Origin of the sequence: Streptomyces sp. NBC_00385 (assembly GCF_035917155.1) — a bacterium.
Taxonomy (GTDB): domain Bacteria; phylum Actinomycetota; class Actinomycetes; order Streptomycetales; family Streptomycetaceae; genus Streptomyces; species Streptomyces poriferorum.
In genome coordinates this window covers 7193536-7208753 of the sequence record NZ_CP107951.1, presented here as the reverse complement: position 1 = coordinate 7208753, position 15218 = coordinate 7193536, and the positions used below count along the sequence as shown (strand labels likewise).

The following is a 15218-nucleotide window of genomic DNA, read 5'->3' as shown; positions in this document are numbered from 1 at the left end:
GAAGAAGAGTATGCGTCGCCGTCTCGTCGGGCCGCCCGCCGTGAGCGCGGCCGGCCCTCTGTCCCGCCTCCTTCTCGTGGCCCGGTACCGAGAGGAGGAACGATGTCCGTCACAGCACCGGATGCGGTGAAGCAGGAAGCGTTCGCGGGCCGCATGGTCCAGGTGGTGAACGACACCTGCCTGGGTCTGATGGCGGGCCTGGGTCACCAGAGCGGTCTGTTCGACCGGATGGCCGCAATGGCACCGGCCACGAGTGCGGAGATCGCACGGGCCGCAGGCCTGAACGAGCGTTACGTCCGGGAGTGGCTGGGCGCGATGGTCGTCGGCGGCTTCGTGGACTACGAGCCCGAGCAGGGCACGTACGCGCTGCCGCCCGAGCACGCCGCCTCGCTGACACGGGCGGCCGGGCCGGACAATCTGGCCAGGATCGCGCAGGACTTCGGCATGATGGGCGAGGTCGAACAGCAGGTGCTGGAGGCGTTCCGTACCGGGGGCGGGCTGCCGTACTCGGCGTATCCGCGGTTCCAGGGCCTTCAGGCGGAGGAGTCCGGTGAGGTCTTCGACCTCGCTCTCGTGAACGGGATCGTTCCGCTGGTGCCCGGTCTCACGGAGCGGCTGCGCTCGGGCATCGAGGTGCTGGACATCGGCACCGGTCACGGCCACGCGGTCAACGTCCTGGCCCGGGCCTTCCCGGCGAGCCGTTTCCAGGGGCTCGACATGTCCGAGGAGGGCATCGCCGCCGCGCGTGCCGAGGCCGCCGCGCTGGGGCTGGCCAACACCGCCTTCGACATCGGCGACTGCGCCGAGGTGTCGGGAGCGTACGACCTGATCACGGCGTTCGACGTCATCCACGACCTGGCCCGGCCGGCCCGCGCGCTGGCCTGTGTCGCCGCCGCGCTGGCGGAGGACGGTGTGTTCCTGATGGGGGACATCGCGGCGTCCAGCCGTCTGGAGGAGAACATCGACCATCCGCTCGGCCCGGCGCTGTACACGTTCTCGGTCTTCTACTGCATGAGCGTCTCGCTGGGCGAGGGCGGTGAGGGTCTGGGCACCGTATGGGGTGAGCAGACCGCCCGGAAGATGCTCGGCGAGGCGGGGTTCGGCCGGATCGACACCCAGCGGGTCGAGGGCGACATCCTGAACGTCTACTACGTGGCGCGGCGGTGAGGCCGCGTCCGGTGCCGTCACCCGGTGAGCCGGCCCCGTAGCCAGGCCACCGCGGCCGCGCCCTGGGCCGCCTGGAACGCCCTGAGCGTCGGCAGGCCCGGCGGGTCCGGGCGCAGCGAGTGTGCGACGAAGTAGCCGGCCAGCGCGGCAAGTACGGCGGTGACCCCGGCGGGGTCGGCGTCCCGGCCGAGCGGGTGGGCGGTGAAGGTGGCCTCCGGGTCCGGGCCGCCCTGGGCCGCCACGCACGGCAGCATCGTCAGCAGGTCGAACCAGGGCGCCGCGCGCATCGCGTGGGGCCAGTCGACGAAGACGACGCGGTCCTCGGTGAGCAGGATGTTGTCGGCGCGCAGGTCGCCGTGGGCGAGGCTGTCGCCGGTGGCGGGCTCCTCCCAGCCGGACTCCAGTTCCGCGAGTGCGCCGAGCCGGCGGGCCGCCCAGGGGTCCAGCCGCGCGGTGTCACCCGCCGCGTGCAGGGTCCGCCAGCCGGTGAACATCGTGGTCTTGCCCGTCGCGGCGGAGGGCGCGTCGACCGGGGCCGGGGTGAGCGCACGCGTCAGCTCACCGACGGCCGTCAGGACACGGTCCAGCTCGGCCGGGTCCCAGGGGACGCGGGGCTGGCGGCCCTCGACGTCCTCCAGGACGAGGGCGACACAGGTGCCGTCGTCGTACGAGCCGAGCAGGTGCGGTACGGGGGCGTGCGGCGGGAGCGCCGCGGTGTTCCGGGCCTCGGCACGATGCTGGTCCGGGCTGTCGGGGTTGACCTCGGCGCTCACGGCCTTCACGAAGGCGCGGCCCCCGTCCGCGAGCCGGACCCGGGCGGCGACCCCGGGCGAGAAGCCGCCGCTCTGGCTGCGGGCCTCGACGACCGGCGCCCCGAGGATGTCCTGGACGGCGTTGCGTACGGTGTCCGGCAGGTCGGCCCAGTGGTGGCGGACGCCGGTGGCGGGCGGTGCGGTCACGGTCATGCGCCCATCCTTGTGGCGCGGCCTGCGGGCGGGCCAGCGGATTTTGGGCGGCTGCGACCGCGTGGCTCAGTCGGCAGCGGGGTTCGACCGCGTCAGGGAGAGCAGGTCGCGGGCCGGCCCCGTGGGGCGGTGGCCCGCCGGCCAGACGGCGCGGAGCTGGCGGCGCAGGCGGACCCCGGCGATCGGGACCTTGACCAGCCGCCGGGCCGAGAGTTCCTCGCCGAGGGCCAGTTCGCTCAGGACGCAGGGCCCGGCGCCGCTCTCCGCCGCCCCCTTCACCGCCGTGGTGGAGGAGAGCTCCAGGAGCGGTTGGGCCAGTCCCCCGTGCACGGCGAGGGCGGCGTCCAGGACCTGGCGGGTGCCGGAGCCGCGCTCGCGCAGGATCAGCGGGGTCGCGGCCAGCTCGCCCGGGGTCAGCGGGGTGCGGCGGCGGGCCCAGGCGTGCGAGGGCGCGACCACGACGACGAGGCGGTCGTGCGCGATGACGGTGCCGTCGAGCCCCTCCGGCACGGACAGGCCCTCGACGAAGCCGAGATCCGCCTCACCGGTCAGCAGACGCTGGGCGACCACCGCGGAGTTGCCGGCGAGCAGCGAGACCGCGGTGCCGGGCCGTGCGCCGCGCAGCGCGATCAGCCAGCCCGGGAGCAGGTATTCGGCGATGGTCATGGACGCGGCGACCCGCAGCCGGGAGTCCCGGCGGTCCCGCAGCGCCTGGGCGCCCGCGTCGAACGCCTCGGCGGCCTCGACGACCCGACGCGCCCAGTCGGTGACGAGCGCCCCCGCATCGGTGAGACGGGAGCCGCGGGGCGAGCGGTCGAGGAGGGCGAGGCCCAGCTGTCGTTCCATCGAGCGGATGCGGCTGCTGGCGGCGGGCTGGGTGATGCCGACGTCCCGGGCGGCCCGTCCCAGGCTGCCGTGCCGGGCGACGGCGAGGAGCAGCTCCAGGGCGCCGAGGTCGGGAACCCGGTGGGAGAGGAGGGCGGGCGCGTCGCTGGTCATAAGTCCACCTTATGACCTCATAGGCCGGGACTCCCTGGTGGGGGACGGACCGGGTGCCGAGAATCGTGGCATGGCCATCTTTCCGCAGACCCGCACCGCTCCCCCGTACTCCGCCGCCGTGCGGCGGCCGGCCCTGCGGCACTTCGGCCCCAACTGGTACGCCACCGTCATGGGCACCGCGATCGTGGCGAGTGCGGGCGTCGCCCTGCCCGTGCACATCCCCGGGCTGCGGGCGGCCTGCGCGACGGTGTGGGTGCTTTCCGCGGTGCTGCTCGCCGCCGTGCTCGCGGCCCGCGCCGGGCACTGGACGGCCCACCGCGACCAGGCCCGTGCCCATCTCCTGGACCCGGCGGTCGCACCGTTCTACGGCTGTCTGTCGATGGCGCTGCTGGCCGTCGGCGGGTCCGGGATGGTGGTCGGCAGGGACGTGATCGGACATCGGGCGGCGCTCGCCCTGGATGTGCTGCTGTACACCGCGGGCACCCTGACCGGGCTGGCCGCCGCCGTGGCGATCCCGTATCTGATGATCGTGCGCCACCGGACGGAGCCGGGCACCGCGTCGCCGGTGTGGCTGCTGCCGGTGGTGGCACCCATGGTCTCCGCCGCACTCGGGCCGCTGCTGGTGCAGGAGCTTCCGGCGGGCCAGTGGCGGGAGGCGCTGCTGCTCGCCTGCTACGCGATGTTCGGGATGAGCCTGCTGGCGACCCTGGTGATGCTGCCGCTGGTCTTCGCCAGGCTCGTCCACCAAGGGCCCCTGCCGCTCGTGCTGACGCCCACGCTGTTCCTGGTGCTCGGCCCGCTGGGCCAGTCGACGACCGCGGTCAACGCGCTGGCCGATGTGGCGCCGGGTGCGATCCAGGCGCCGTACGCCTCGGCGCTCGGCGCGTTCGCGGTGCTGTACGGGGTGCCGGTCATGGGGTTCGCGCTGCTGTGGCTGGCCCTGTCCGGCGCCCTCGTGGTGCGGGCGGTGCGGGGCGGCATGACGTTCGCGATGACGTGGTGGGGATTCACCTTCCCCGTCGGTACGTGTGTGACGGGGGCAGCCGGTCTGGCCCGGCACACCGGTCTGGCGGCGTTCACCTGGCTGGCCGTGGCCCTGTACGTGCTGCTGCTGGCGGCCTGGGCGGTGGCCGGGGCGCGGACCGTGCGCGGGCTGCTCAGCGGGGCGCTGCTCGCGGCGCCTCGGGGCGCCGCGCCGGTGACGGCCGGGGCCGCGTGACCCGGGCCGTCCTCAGCTCAGCGCCGCGGGTCGAAGGTGGCGTCGATGTGCTCGGCGACGGCGACGCACAGCAGCCGGGTGCCGGGCACGGTGGCGCGCCAGCGGTGACGAACCCCGCCCGAGAGGAACAGGGTGTCGCCGCGCTCCAGCCGGTAGGCCTGGCCCTCGGCCTCGACCTCGGCGGCGCCCTCCGCGACGTACATCACCTCGTCGTTGCGGTGCTGGAACTCGCGCCCCAGGTCGAGCTCCCCGGTGAATTCGAGGGCACTGAGCTGATGGCGGCCGCGCACCACCCGGCGCACGCCGTCCTCCTGCCCGCCCCGCACGACATCGACCGCGCGCGCCGAGTCCGCCGCCGCGCGCAGGCGCGCGGTGGTGGTCTCCAGGGCTTCGGCGACCCGGTCCAGGGAACGGGCACTGGGCCTGGCCCGCTCGTTCTCGATCTGGCTGAGGAACGGCACGGACAGGCCGCTGCGCGCGGCGACCGCGGCCAGGGTGAGTCCCAGGGATCTGCGCTGTCGGCGGACCGCGGCACCCACCCGGAGTGTTTCCTTGTCGTCCATTGTCCGGCTCCCTCCCGACTCGCCATCCTTCCGGCTGCGAGCACCTTACGCACACCGTTGGGCGAGGAAGGCCGGTAAAGAGACGTTCCGACAGCCCGAAAGGGGTGGGCACCGCCACTGGCGGTGCCCACCCCTTCGCGTGACGTGCCCCCGATGGGGCCGCTGCCGCTGTTACTGCGTGGGAGCCATCTTGTCCGCGATGCCCGGGTTCATATCCATCCAGGCCTTCACGGCTTCCTCCTCGTGCCCCGCGCCGCGCTTCTGGATCTGGTTCTCCAGGCCGGCGAGCTGGTCCTCGCTGAGCTTGAAGTCCTTGAACCACTTGGTCAGCTGCGGGTAGTTCTGCGGGAACTCCTTGGAGGCGATGGTGTGCAGCCGGTCGCCGTCACCGAACGCCTTCTTCGGGTCCTGGAGCTTGGTCATCTTGTACTCGCTGTACGCCCAGTGCGGGGTCCACAGCACGACGGCGATGGGCTCCTTCTTGGCGTACGCGCGCTTCAGCTCGGCCAGCATCGCCGGAGTGGAGCCGTCGACGACCTTGTACTCCTTGTCCAGGCCGTAGCCCGGCAGCACGTTCTTCTTGAGGTTCTCCATCGTGGCGGTGCCCGGTTCGATGCCGATGATCCGGCCGTTGAACTGCGAGCCCTTGCCCTTCAGGTCCGCCAGGGACTTCACGTCCTTGACGTAGTCGGGCACCGCGATCTCGATGGAGGTCGGGCCGTACCACGAGCCGATGTCGGTCAGCTTGGGGCCGTACTTGTCCCAGTAGTTCTTCTGGGTGTACGGCAGCCAGCCGTCGAACTGCACGTCGATCTGGCCGCGGGACATCGCGGCGTACATCGGTCCGACCTCGAACTGCTTGAGGTTGATCTTGTAACCGCGGTCCTCCAGGACGGCCTTCCACAGGTACGTGGCGGCGATGTCCTCCTCCCAGGGGAACCAGGCCATCTCGACGGCGCGGTCGCGCTCGTCCTTGCCGTTGGCGCCCTTGGAGGTGGCGGCCTTCTTGACGGGGGTCCACTTGTCGGCGACGCCCGGGTTGGCCTTCAGCCAGGTGCGGACGGCCTCCTGCTCCTTGCCGGAGCCGCTCTTCTGGATCTGCGCCTCAAGACTGGTGAGCTGGTCCTCGGTCATCTTGAAGTTCTTGAGCCAGTTGCCGACCTCGGGGTTGTCGGCCGCGAAACCCTTGCGGGTCAGCGTGTGGATCCCGTCGCCCTGGCCCCAGAGGTTCTTGGGGTCCTTGAGCTTGGTGAGCTCGTACTGGTTGTAGGCCCAGTGCGGCGACCAGAGGGGAACGACGATCGGTTCCTTCTTGGCGTACGCGCGCTTCAGCTCGGCCAGCATGGACGGCGTGGAGCCGTCGACGACCTTGTACTCCTTGTCCAGGCCGTAGCCCGGCAGGATCTTGTCCTTGAGCAGGCCCGTCTCACCGGCGCTCGGCTCGATGCCGACGATCCGGCCCTTGAAGTCCGACGCCTTGCCCTTCAGGTCGTCGAGCGAGTCGACGCCCTTCACGTACGAGGGGACGGCGAGCTCCAGGGAGGTGGGGCCGTACCAGGAGCCCATGTCCTCCAGGCGGTCCTTGTACTTCTTCCAGTACGCGGCGTGGGTGACCGGCAGCCAGGAGTCGGTCTCGAAGTCGATCTGACCGCCCGCCATACCGGTGTACAGCGCGCCGGCCTCGTACTGCTTGACGTCGACCTCGAAGCCGCGCTGCTCCAGCATCTCCTTCCACAGGAAGGTGGAGGCGATGCCTTCGTCCCACGGGATGTAGCCCATGCTGATCTTCTTGCCGGCCCCGATGTTCTTGGGGTCGGAGCTCGCGGTGCTGTCCTTGTCCGAGGATCCGAACATGCCCATGCCGCCGGCGACGAGGGCGAGGACCACGATGCCGACCAGGGCGACGACGGGCTGCGGGCGGTAGTTCCACACCTTCAGCCCACCGGTCAACGCCTGCGCCTTGGCGAGCGCGCGGCGGGCGAGCGGGGAGACCTCGCGGCCCAGGGCGCTGGTCATGCGGTCCAGGTACATCGCCAGGACGACGATGGAGACGCCGGCTTCGAAGCCGAGGCCCACGTCGACGTTGCCGATGGCGCGGTAGACGGCGCCACCGAGGCCGCCGCCGCCGACCATGCCGGCGATGACCACCATGGACAGGCCCAGCATGATGACCTGGTTGATGCCCGCCATGATCGTGGGCAGCGCGAGCGGCAGCTGCACCCGGATCAGGGTGTTGCGCGAGGTGGTGCCGAAGGCCTCGGCCGCCTCGACGAGTTCACCGTCGACCTGACGGATGCCGAGCTCGGTCATCCGGACGCCCGGGGGCAGCGCGAAGATGATGGTGGCGATGATCCCGGGAACGACGCCGACGCCGAAGAAGATGACGCCCGGAATCAGGTAGACCATGGCGGGCATGGTCTGCATGAAGTCGAGGACCGGCCGGGTCACCGCGCTGACGGTCTTCGAGCGGGACGCCCAGATACCGAGAGGGATGGCCAGGACCAGCGTCACGATGGTCGCGACGAGCACCAGGGTGAGGGTGTCCATCGCTTCGTCCCACAACTCGACCGAGTCGATGAGGGCGAAGCCGACGAACGCGAGCACACCGGCGAGCAGGCCGCGCAGCCACCAGGCGATGACGGCGACGATGCCCGCGAAGAGCAGGGGGGCGGGAGCGGAGAGCACGGCGGCGATGCCGTCGAACATGCCGCTCACCACGGAGCTGATGGCGTCGAAGAGCCAGGCCAGGTGGGTCTGGAGCCAGTCGACGGCGGAGTCGACCCAGTCGCCGAGATGGAGCCTAAACACTGGCCACCTTCTTCAGCGAGGCCGCGGCGTCCTGAGGAGCCTCGGTGGGGGTCATCGGCTCACCGAGCACGGCGAGCAGCCGGGCCCTCGGCACGACACCGATGAGCTTGCCCTTGTCGTCGGTCACGGCGACCGCGACCCCGCTCTGCGAGCAGGGGGTGAACAGCTCGATGATCGGGGTGGACTCGGCGACGGTGGCCGGTGCCTCCCGCAGCACGTCGGCGGGCGTACGCAGTTCCTTGCCGTCGTCCGTCCTGGTGCCCATCACCGTGTGCGGTTCGGCCATGATGGCGCCCGCGGTCAGCACCCGGGAGCGGTCGACGTCCTGGGTGAAGGAGGCGACGTAGTCGTTGGCCGGGGTGACGAGGATGTCCTCGGCCGAGCCGAGCTGGACTATCTCGCCGTCGCGCATCACCGCGATGCGGTCGCCGAGGCGCATGGCCTCGTTGAGGTCGTGGGTGATGAAGACGATGGTCTTCTTCAGCCGCTTCTGCAGTTCCAGGAGCTGGTCCTGCATGTCGCGGCGGATCAGCGGGTCGAGCGCGCTGAAGGACTCGTCCATCAGGAGCAGGTCGGCGTCGGTGGCGAGCGCGCGGGCGAGGCCGACGCGCTGCTGCATGCCGCCGGAGAGCTCGTCGGGCCAGGACTTCTCCCAGCCGGCGAGGCCGGTCATCTCCAGTGCCTCGGTGGCGCGGCGGTTGCGCTCGGCGCGCGGCACACCCTGCACCTCGAGGCCGTAGGCGGCGTTCTCCAGGACGCTCCGGTGGGGGAAGAGCGCGAAGTGCTGGAAGACCATGCTGATCTTGGTGGAGCGGACGTGGCGCAGCTCGGCCGGGCTCAGGGCGGTCAGGTCCTGGCCGTCGAAGAGCACCTGGCCGGCGCTGGGCTCCAGCAGCCCGTTGAGCATGCGCAGCAACGTGGACTTGCCTGACCCGGACAGACCCATCACGACGAAGATCTGGCCCGGTTCCACGGTGAACGATGCGTCGATCACCGCTGCGGTCGTTCCGTCGGCGCGCAGCGCTTCGCGGTCCGTGCCGCTCTTCAGCTTCTGCACGGCTTGATCGGGTCGTCTGCCGAAAACTTTGTACAAGTGTTCGGCTTGCAGCCTTGACACATACACCTCACGCGTTGAACCGAAAACGGTCTGCCACCCCCTCCGGCAGACCGTGGAGCGGTGCGGATTCGGTCCGCACGGCACGTGCACTAGTTGAAAATGCGACGTGGTCCGCTCCGATGCCGCGCCTGCCCCCGCTTACGCAGGGCAAACACAAGAGTGAGCCAGGTCACAAAAGAACGGGGCGCGTTCGGGAACCGCGTCCGCGGCGGCCGGTGTCAGCGGGGTGCGGCATCATCGGGGTGTGACGCGACGCCTGATGCTCCTCGACACCGCCTCCCTCTACTTCCGCGCCTACTTCGGGGTGCCCGACTCGGTGCGCGCGCCGGACGGGACACCCGTCAACGCCGTGCGCGGGCTGCTGGACTTCATCGGCCGCCTCGTGCAGGACCACCGGCCGGACGATCTGGTCGCCTGCTGGGACGCGGACTGGCGGCCGCAGTGGCGGGTCGACCTGATCCCCTCGTACAAGGCCCACCGCGTCGCCGTGGAGACGGACGCGGGACTGCCCGACGAGGAGGAGACGCCCGACACGCTGGCCCCGCAGGTACCGGTGATCGCGGACGTCCTCGACGCCCTGGGCATCGCCCGGGTCGGCGTCGCGGGATACGAGGCCGACGACGTGATCGGCACGCTGACCGGCCTGGCGACCGGGCCGGTCGACATCGTCACCGGCGACCGGGACCTCTACCAGCTGGTGGACGACGCCCGCGGGGTGCGGGTGCTCTACCCGCTGAAGGGCGTCGGCACCCTCCAGATGACGGACGAGGCGTGGCTCCGCGAGAAGTACGGGGTGGCCGGCTCCGGCTACGTCGACCTGGCGCTGCTGCGCGGCGACCCGAGCGACGGACTGCCGGGCGTGCCCGGCATCGGCGAGAAGACCGCGGCGAAGCTGCTGGACGCGTTCGGCGATCTGGCCGGGATCATGGCAGCGGTCGACGACCCGGCCGCCAGGCTGACGCCCTCGCAGCGCAAACGGCTCGACGAGGCCCGTGACTACGTGGCCGTCGCACCGACCGTGGTCCGGGTCGCCGGTGACGTACCCCTGCCGGAGTTCGACCCCGCACTGCCCGCCGAACCCCGGGACCCCGCGACGCTCGAAGCGCTCGCGGACCAGTGGGGACTGGGCGGGGCTCTGCAGCGCCTGCTCTCCGTCCTCGCCACCTGAGCGGCGGCCCGAGCGGTTAATGGTCTCCACAGCCCTCACCCGAGGTGTTAGGTTAGGTAACCCTAAGACCGACGGTCGCATGTATGGGCCATCGGTCCGGTATCCGGAGCAGGGAGACAACCTCGTGGCAGAACGACCGGCGCGGCAGGCACCCACGGCGCAGGGTGCGCAGGTCCTGCGCACCGAGCAGATCACCCCGCACATGATCCGGGTGGTGCTCGGCGGTGACGGTCTCGCCGACTTCGCGCTGTCCGGCTACACCGACCACTACGTCAAGCTGTGCTTCGCCCCCGAGGGCGCCGATTACGCGCATCCCTTCGACATGGCCCGCATCCGCGAGGAGTACCCGCGCGAGCTCTGGCCCACGACGCGTACGTACACGGTGCGTTCCTGGGACCCGGTCGGCCGGGAGCTCGCGATCGACTTCGTGGTGCACGGCGACGAGGGCCTCGCCGGTCCGTGGGCGGCCCGCGCGGCAGCGGGCGACCAGGTGACCTTCCTGGGCCCCGGCGGCGGTTACGGCCCCGACGCCTCGGCCGACTGGCACCTCCTGGTGGGCGACGAGAGCGCGCTGCCGGCCGTGGCCGCGGCGCTTGAGCAGATGCCCGCCGGCGCGGTGGTCCACGCGTTCATCGAGGTCTCGGACGCCTCGGAGGAGCAGAAGATCGCGTCGCCGGACGGCGTCGAGGTCACCTGGCTGCACCGGGGCGAACGCCCGGTGGGCGAGGCGCTCACCGCCGCGGTGAAGGAGTTGGAGTTCCCCGCGGGCGACGTCCAGGCCTTCGTCCACGGCGAGGCCGGCTTCGTCAAGGAGATCCGCCGCCACCTGCGGCTCGACCGCGGGATCCCGCTGCCGCAGCTGTCGATCTCCGGATACTGGCGGCTGGGCCAGAACGACGACACCTGGCGCTCCGTCAAGCGCGAGTGGAACGCCCAGGTGGAGCGCGAGCAGGAGAGCGCCGCGTAGCGACTGACAACGAACGGCACTGTGCCCCGGCCCCTTCCGGACCGGGGCACAGTCACGCCCGCCCCCATGACCGCACCGCGGCGCCGCGGGCCCGGTCGCGCGCCGTAGCGCCTCCACCGGCGCGGTCGCGCGCCCCGTAACACCACCACCGAGCCGCGGACTCAGTCGCGCGCCTCCTCGCCGAACGCCCGCGCCGACGCGTCGACATGCGCGAGCCGGCGCAGGGCGGCGAACATCGCCTCACCGAGCACCGTGCCGACGACCACACCCTCCACCAGGTCCTCCCGCGCCACCCGGCGCCCGACGTAGTCGAGGTCGGCGCGCGCGACCTGCTCGGCGGACGCCGCGTAGTCGTCGAGCAGTTCCACGAAGCTGCCGTGACCGGCCCGGCGCAGCGCCACCAGCACCTCGGCCAGGGACTCCCCGCCGGGGCTGCCCGGCTCGCACAGCCAGCCCTTGCGCTTCAGGAGTTCCGCCACATCCTCGCGGGCGTCCTCCAGTTCGGGCCCGGGATCGCCGCCCCGTGACGGCGCGATGCTCTTCGCCGCGGCGCCCAGCACGTCGAACAGCGGCTGCTCCGGGTCCTCCATCACCCGGAGCACCTCCCCGATGGCCGCCAGTGGGAGCCCTCCGACGTCCAGCAGCGCGCGGATCAGCCGGAGCCTGCGCTCGTGCCCGTCGTCATAGCTCGCCTGATTCGGACTGGTCAGCCGCCCGGCCGGCAGCAGCCCCTCCCGTACGTAGAACTTGATCGTCGGTACCGGAACCCCGGACCTGCGGCTCAACTCGCCGATGCGCACCGCGTGTTCTCCCTCATCCCGCTTGCCAACCCGTCTCCCATCCTAGATAGTTCCACTATCGGATAGTGGGGAGTGCCGCTATCCATAATCATCTCAGGGGGATCTCATGCCGCACTGGCGTACCTGGCACCGTCCGTTAGTCCTCTTCGCCGCCGCCATGGCCGTGACGACCGTCGTCTCCGGCGTGGGCCTGCTGGTCGACGACCGGGTCCTGGCGGGCTCGACGATCTGGTTCAAACCCTTCAAGTTCGCGGTCTCGTTCGTGGTGTACGCCCTCGCGCTCGCCTGGATGCTGACGCTGCTCACCCGGGGCAGGCGCACCGGCTGGTGGGCCGGGACCGTGGTAGCGCTCGCCAGCTTCGTCGAGATGGCGATCATCGTCGGGCAGGTCGTCCGCGGAAAGCGCAGCCACTTCAACAACGCCACCCCGTTCGACGCGTCGCTGTTCGCCGCGATGGGCGCCACCGTGGTCATCCTGTGGGCCGGCACGCTGGTCATCGCGATCCTCCTGCTGCGCGCCCGCATCGCGGACCGCGCCTCCGCCTGGGCCATCCGCTCGGGCGTGCTGCTGGCCCTGGCAGGGGCCGGTTTCGGCTTCCTGATGACGCGGCCCTCCGAGGAGCAGCGGGCGGCCGGAAACCTCGACACGGCCGATGTGGTGGGCGCCCACGCGGTGGGCGTACCGGACGGCGGGCCCTCGATGCCGCTGACCGGCTGGTCGACGACCGGCGGCGATCTGCGCATCCCGCACTTCGTGGGAATGCACGCACTCCAACTCCTCCCGCTCTTCCTGCTCGCCCTGGTGGCGCTGGCGCCGCGCTTCGTCCGGCTGCGTGACCCCGGGGTCCGGCTGCGCCTGGTGAGGGTCGCCTCCGGCGCCTATGCCGCGGTCACGGCCCTGGTCGCCTGGCAGGCGCTGCGCGGCCAGCCGCTCGTCCATCCCGACGGCGTGACTCTCACCGCCGCCGCGGCCGTCCTGGCCGCCACCGCCGCCGGTACGTACGGCGCACTGCGGGGGCGCTCCGAAGCGCACCCCGCCCCCGCCACCACGAAGGAGTTCGTGTCATGACCGGTGCACTGTTCGAGATCGCGTTCGTCCTGGCGGCGCCGTTCTGGCTGCTCATGATCTTCCTGCCGGGCCGGGCGGTCACGGCCCGGATCGCCGCCTCGCCGCTGACCGTCCTGCCGGTGCTCGCCGTGTACGTGGCGATGGCCCTGCCGGTGTTTCCCGAACTCTGGACGGCGGTGAGCAGCCCGGACATCGACACGTTCCGCGATCTGACCGCGCTGGCGAACGGGGCGGGAGCGGTGTGGGCGCAGGTCATCGCCTGGGATCTGCTGCTGGGGCAGTGGATGTTCCTGGAGAGCCGCCGGCTGGGGATCTCTCCGTATGTGACGGGCCCGCTGCTGGTGCTGACGATTCTGCTCTCGCCGTTCGCACTGCTGCTCTTCCTGGCGCTGCGCGCGGTCCGGTCACGCGGGACCCGGTCCGGGAGCGGGCTCCCGGACCGGGCGGACGATGTGGTGGCCGGCCGTTGAGGTACCGGCCGTCAGACGGACTTCTGGTACGAGCGGAACGTGCGGGTCGACAGCCACACCGCGATCACGGCGAGCACCAGCAGCGCTCCCCCGCGGCTGAGCACCAGGCCCAGGTCCGGATCCGCCGTCAGCGCCGAGCGGCCCGCCACCATCGCCCAGTTGACCGGGTTGAAGTCGGCGATGTCACGCATCCAGGACGGCATCTGGCTCGGCGCCATGAAGGACGTGGAGAGGAAGGTCAGCGGCAGGAGCAGGAACGTGTTGATGCCGATGATCGACTCCCGCTGGCGGACCAGCATGCCCAGGGCGTTGGAGAGGGCGCCGAAGACCGTACCGAGCAGGATCGAGGCGAGGAGCAGGATCAGCAGCCCGCCCGCCCCACCGGGGTAGGTGGCACCCGCGGCCCGGCCGAGCAGGACGATGATCACGGACTGCACCGCCGTGCTGATGCCGTTCTGCACGACGTTGGCGTTCATCAGCGCGTTGCGGCTGACGGGCGTCGTCAGGAAACGGTTGAGCGTGCCGCGCTCGATCTCCTCCAGGGTGCCCATCCCGGCCCACATGCTCGATCCGAGAGCACTCATCACGACGATGCCGGGGATGAGGTAGTCCAGGTAGGACGTGGTGCCGAAGCCGCCGAGTTCGACGACCTTCTTGAAGAGGTTGCCGAACAGGAACAGCCAGATCACCGGCTGGATCAGCGAGATCACCAGGAAGACCGGCTGCCTGAGGATCGCCATCAGCTGGCGCTGGGTCATGTACCAGGTCTGGGCGCATGCCTGACTGTTCATCGGGTGCCTCCCGCGGCGGCCGGTACCGGAGCGCTCTGCGGGCCCGCGGCCTCCGCCTCGGAGAAGCGGCGGCCGGCATAGCGAAGATAGACGTCGTCGAGGGAGGGGCGGGCGACGGTGGCGGCCGCCACCGCCGCTCCGGCCCGCTCCAGGGCGGTGAGCAGTACGGGAACGGCGGCCGCACCGTCCTCCGCGCGCACACTGACCCGGCGGCCGTCCACCAGCACCTCGTGCACGCCGGGCAGTCCCGCGAGTGCGGCGGTCGCGGCCTCGTGGTCACCGTCGGCGCGCAGCTCCATGTGGACGGCGTCGCCCCTCAGTTCACCCTTGAGGTCGTCGGGGGTGCCCTCGACGACGATGCGGCCGCGGTCGACGATCGCGATGCGTTCGGCGAGCCGGTCGGCCTCCTCCAGGTAGTGCGTGGTGAGCACGATGGTCAGGCCCTCCTCGGCCGCCAGCCGGGAGATCTCCTCCCACATCGCCGTGCGGGCCTCCGGATCGAGGCCCGTCGTCGGCTCGTCGAGGAACAACACCTCGGGGCGGTGCACCAGCCCCAGCGCCACGTCGAGCCGGCGCTGCATCCCGCCGGAGTATCCCTTGACCTGGCGCTTCCCGGCATCCGCGAGGTCGAAGCGGTCCAGCAGCTCATCGGCGCGGCGCCGGACTGCGACGCCCCGCATTCCGTACAGCCGGCCCTGGAGCATCAGGTTCTCGCGTCCCGTGGCGACCGGGTCGGCGCCGGACCGCTGGGCGACCACACCGATGGCCCGGCGGACCCGGTCGGGGTGGCGCAGCACATCGTGGCCGGCGACGGACGCGGTACCGGAGTCCGGGCGGGCGAGGGTGGTGAGGATCTTGACGGTGGTGGACTTTCCCGCACCGTTGGGCCCGAGAAGCCCGAAGACGGTGCCGGGGGCGACGGTGAGATCTATCCCGCTGAGTGCGGTGACGTCCCCCGGATAGGTCTTGATCAGCTGCCGCGCCAGGACGGCGGGCGCACGGGTGCTCATGACGGAGCTCTCCTGTGGTCGGCGGGGCACTCGGGTGCCCGATGGGCCGAGCCGGTCCGCGCGTGGAGTGCCGGGCTATCCTGGGCGTGCCGCACCTCGATCGCC

At 71.4% G+C, this 15218-nt stretch carries 14 protein-coding genes; 6 read left to right on the top strand and 8 right to left on the bottom strand.

Annotation, left to right across the window (positions count from 1 at the left end):
• Window positions 1-102: 102 nt before the first annotated feature.
• The gene (locus OG959_RS32115; protein ID WP_326664131.1) at window positions 103-1167 is read left to right on the top strand and encodes a methyltransferase domain-containing protein; all 1065 of its coding nucleotides are present in this window, start codon (window positions 103-105) and stop codon (window positions 1165-1167) included.
• A gap of 17 nt (window positions 1168-1184) precedes the next feature.
• On the opposite strand, the gene OG959_RS32110 is transcribed toward OG959_RS32115, so the two are convergent.
• Both OG959_RS32110 and OG959_RS32105 read right to left on the bottom strand, forming a co-directional pair.
• Window positions 1185-2132: an aminoglycoside phosphotransferase family protein gene (locus OG959_RS32110; protein WP_326664129.1), complete on the bottom strand. Its 948-nt coding sequence runs from the start codon at window positions 2130-2132 to the stop codon at window positions 1185-1187.
• 66 nt (window positions 2133-2198) lie between these two features.
• On the bottom strand, window positions 2199-3131 hold the full coding sequence (locus OG959_RS32105; protein ID WP_326664127.1) for a LysR family transcriptional regulator: 933 nt from the start codon (window positions 3129-3131) through the stop codon (window positions 2199-2201).
• 70 nt (window positions 3132-3201) lie between these two features.
• Between OG959_RS32105 and OG959_RS32100 the strand changes: the two genes are divergently transcribed.
• Window positions 3202-4350: a TDT family transporter gene (locus OG959_RS32100; protein ID WP_326664125.1), complete on the top strand. Its 1149-nt coding sequence runs from the start codon at window positions 3202-3204 to the stop codon at window positions 4348-4350.
• Between the two features lie 17 nt (window positions 4351-4367).
• On the opposite strand, the gene OG959_RS32095 is transcribed toward OG959_RS32100, so the two are convergent.
• The 3 genes from OG959_RS32095 to OG959_RS32085 form a co-directional block, all read right to left on the bottom strand.
• Window positions 4368-4913 (bottom strand): helix-turn-helix domain-containing protein, encoded by a 546-nt coding sequence (locus OG959_RS32095; RefSeq protein WP_326664124.1) that lies wholly within the window; start codon window positions 4911-4913, stop codon window positions 4368-4370.
• Between the two features lie 171 nt (window positions 4914-5084).
• The gene (locus OG959_RS32090) at window positions 5085-7721 is read right to left on the bottom strand and encodes an ABC transporter permease/substrate binding protein (RefSeq protein ID WP_326664122.1); all 2637 of its coding nucleotides are present in this window, start codon (window positions 7719-7721) and stop codon (window positions 5085-5087) included.
• A complete protein-coding gene (locus OG959_RS32085) occupies window positions 7714-8778 on the bottom strand; it encodes a quaternary amine ABC transporter ATP-binding protein (protein WP_326664119.1) in 1065 nt (354 codons plus the stop codon). Before OG959_RS32085 ends, OG959_RS32090 begins: the two co-directional genes overlap by 8 nt.
• Before the next feature lie 319 nt (window positions 8779-9097).
• Between OG959_RS32085 and OG959_RS32080 the strand changes: the two genes are divergently transcribed.
• Both OG959_RS32080 and OG959_RS32075 read left to right on the top strand, forming a co-directional pair.
• Window positions 9098-10006, top strand: a complete 909-nt coding sequence (locus tag OG959_RS32080; protein ID WP_326666761.1) for a 5'-3' exonuclease — start codon at window positions 9098-9100, stop codon at window positions 10004-10006.
• A gap of 124 nt (window positions 10007-10130) precedes the next feature.
• Window positions 10131-10973, top strand: a complete 843-nt coding sequence (locus OG959_RS32075; protein ID WP_326664117.1) for a siderophore-interacting protein — start codon at window positions 10131-10133, stop codon at window positions 10971-10973.
• A gap of 161 nt (window positions 10974-11134) precedes the next feature.
• On the opposite strand, the gene OG959_RS32070 is transcribed toward OG959_RS32075, so the two are convergent.
• Window positions 11135-11773 (bottom strand): MerR family transcriptional regulator, encoded by a 639-nt coding sequence (locus OG959_RS32070; protein WP_326664116.1) that lies wholly within the window; start codon window positions 11771-11773, stop codon window positions 11135-11137.
• A 106-nt stretch (window positions 11774-11879) separates the two neighbouring features.
• Between OG959_RS32070 and OG959_RS32065 the strand changes: the two genes are divergently transcribed.
• On the top strand, window positions 11880-12842 hold the full coding sequence (locus OG959_RS32065; protein WP_326664114.1) for a hypothetical protein: 963 nt from the start codon (window positions 11880-11882) through the stop codon (window positions 12840-12842).
• Window positions 12839-13312 (top strand): ABA4-like family protein, encoded by a 474-nt coding sequence (locus OG959_RS32060; protein ID WP_326664112.1) that lies wholly within the window; start codon window positions 12839-12841, stop codon window positions 13310-13312. The genes OG959_RS32065 and OG959_RS32060 overlap by 4 nt, the downstream gene beginning before the upstream one ends.
• A gap of 11 nt (window positions 13313-13323) precedes the next feature.
• Here OG959_RS32060 and OG959_RS32055 read toward each other — a convergent pair whose 3' ends face one another.
• Together OG959_RS32055 and OG959_RS32050 are read right to left on the bottom strand one after the other, a co-directional pair.
• Entirely contained in the window at window positions 13324-14103 is a 780-nt protein-coding gene (locus OG959_RS32055; protein ID WP_326664110.1) for an ABC transporter permease, read from the bottom strand.
• Window positions 14100-15113 carry an ATP-binding cassette domain-containing protein gene (locus OG959_RS32050; RefSeq protein ID WP_326664108.1) on the bottom strand — a complete coding sequence of 338 codons (1014 nt, stop codon included), beginning with the start codon at window positions 15111-15113 and terminating at the stop codon, window positions 14100-14102. Before OG959_RS32050 ends, OG959_RS32055 begins: the two co-directional genes overlap by 4 nt.
• Window positions 15114-15218: the final 105 nt, after the last annotated feature.

Coding starts and splice junctions, on each gene's coding strand:
- OG959_RS32115 (WP_326664131.1), top strand. CDS start 103: ATGTCCGTCACAGCACCGGATGCGGTGAAGCAGGAAGCGTTCGCGGGC.
- OG959_RS32110 (WP_326664129.1), bottom strand. CDS start 2,132: ATGACCGTGACCGCACCGCCCGCCACCGGCGTCCGCCACCACTGGGCC.
- OG959_RS32105 (WP_326664127.1), bottom strand. CDS start 3,131: ATGACCAGCGACGCGCCCGCCCTCCTCTCCCACCGGGTTCCCGACCTC.
- OG959_RS32100 (WP_326664125.1), top strand. CDS start 3,202: ATGGCCATCTTTCCGCAGACCCGCACCGCTCCCCCGTACTCCGCCGCC.
- OG959_RS32095 (WP_326664124.1), bottom strand. CDS start 4,913: ATGGACGACAAGGAAACACTCCGGGTGGGTGCCGCGGTCCGCCGACAG.
- OG959_RS32080 (WP_326666761.1), top strand. CDS start 9,098: ATGCTCCTCGACACCGCCTCCCTCTACTTCCGCGCCTACTTCGGGGTG.
- OG959_RS32065 (WP_326664114.1), top strand. CDS start 11,880: ATGCCGCACTGGCGTACCTGGCACCGTCCGTTAGTCCTCTTCGCCGCC.
- OG959_RS32060 (WP_326664112.1), top strand. CDS start 12,839: ATGACCGGTGCACTGTTCGAGATCGCGTTCGTCCTGGCGGCGCCGTTC.
- OG959_RS32055 (WP_326664110.1), bottom strand. CDS start 14,103: ATGAACAGTCAGGCATGCGCCCAGACCTGGTACATGACCCAGCGCCAG.
- OG959_RS32050 (WP_326664108.1), bottom strand. CDS start 15,113: ATGAGCACCCGTGCGCCCGCCGTCCTGGCGCGGCAGCTGATCAAGACC.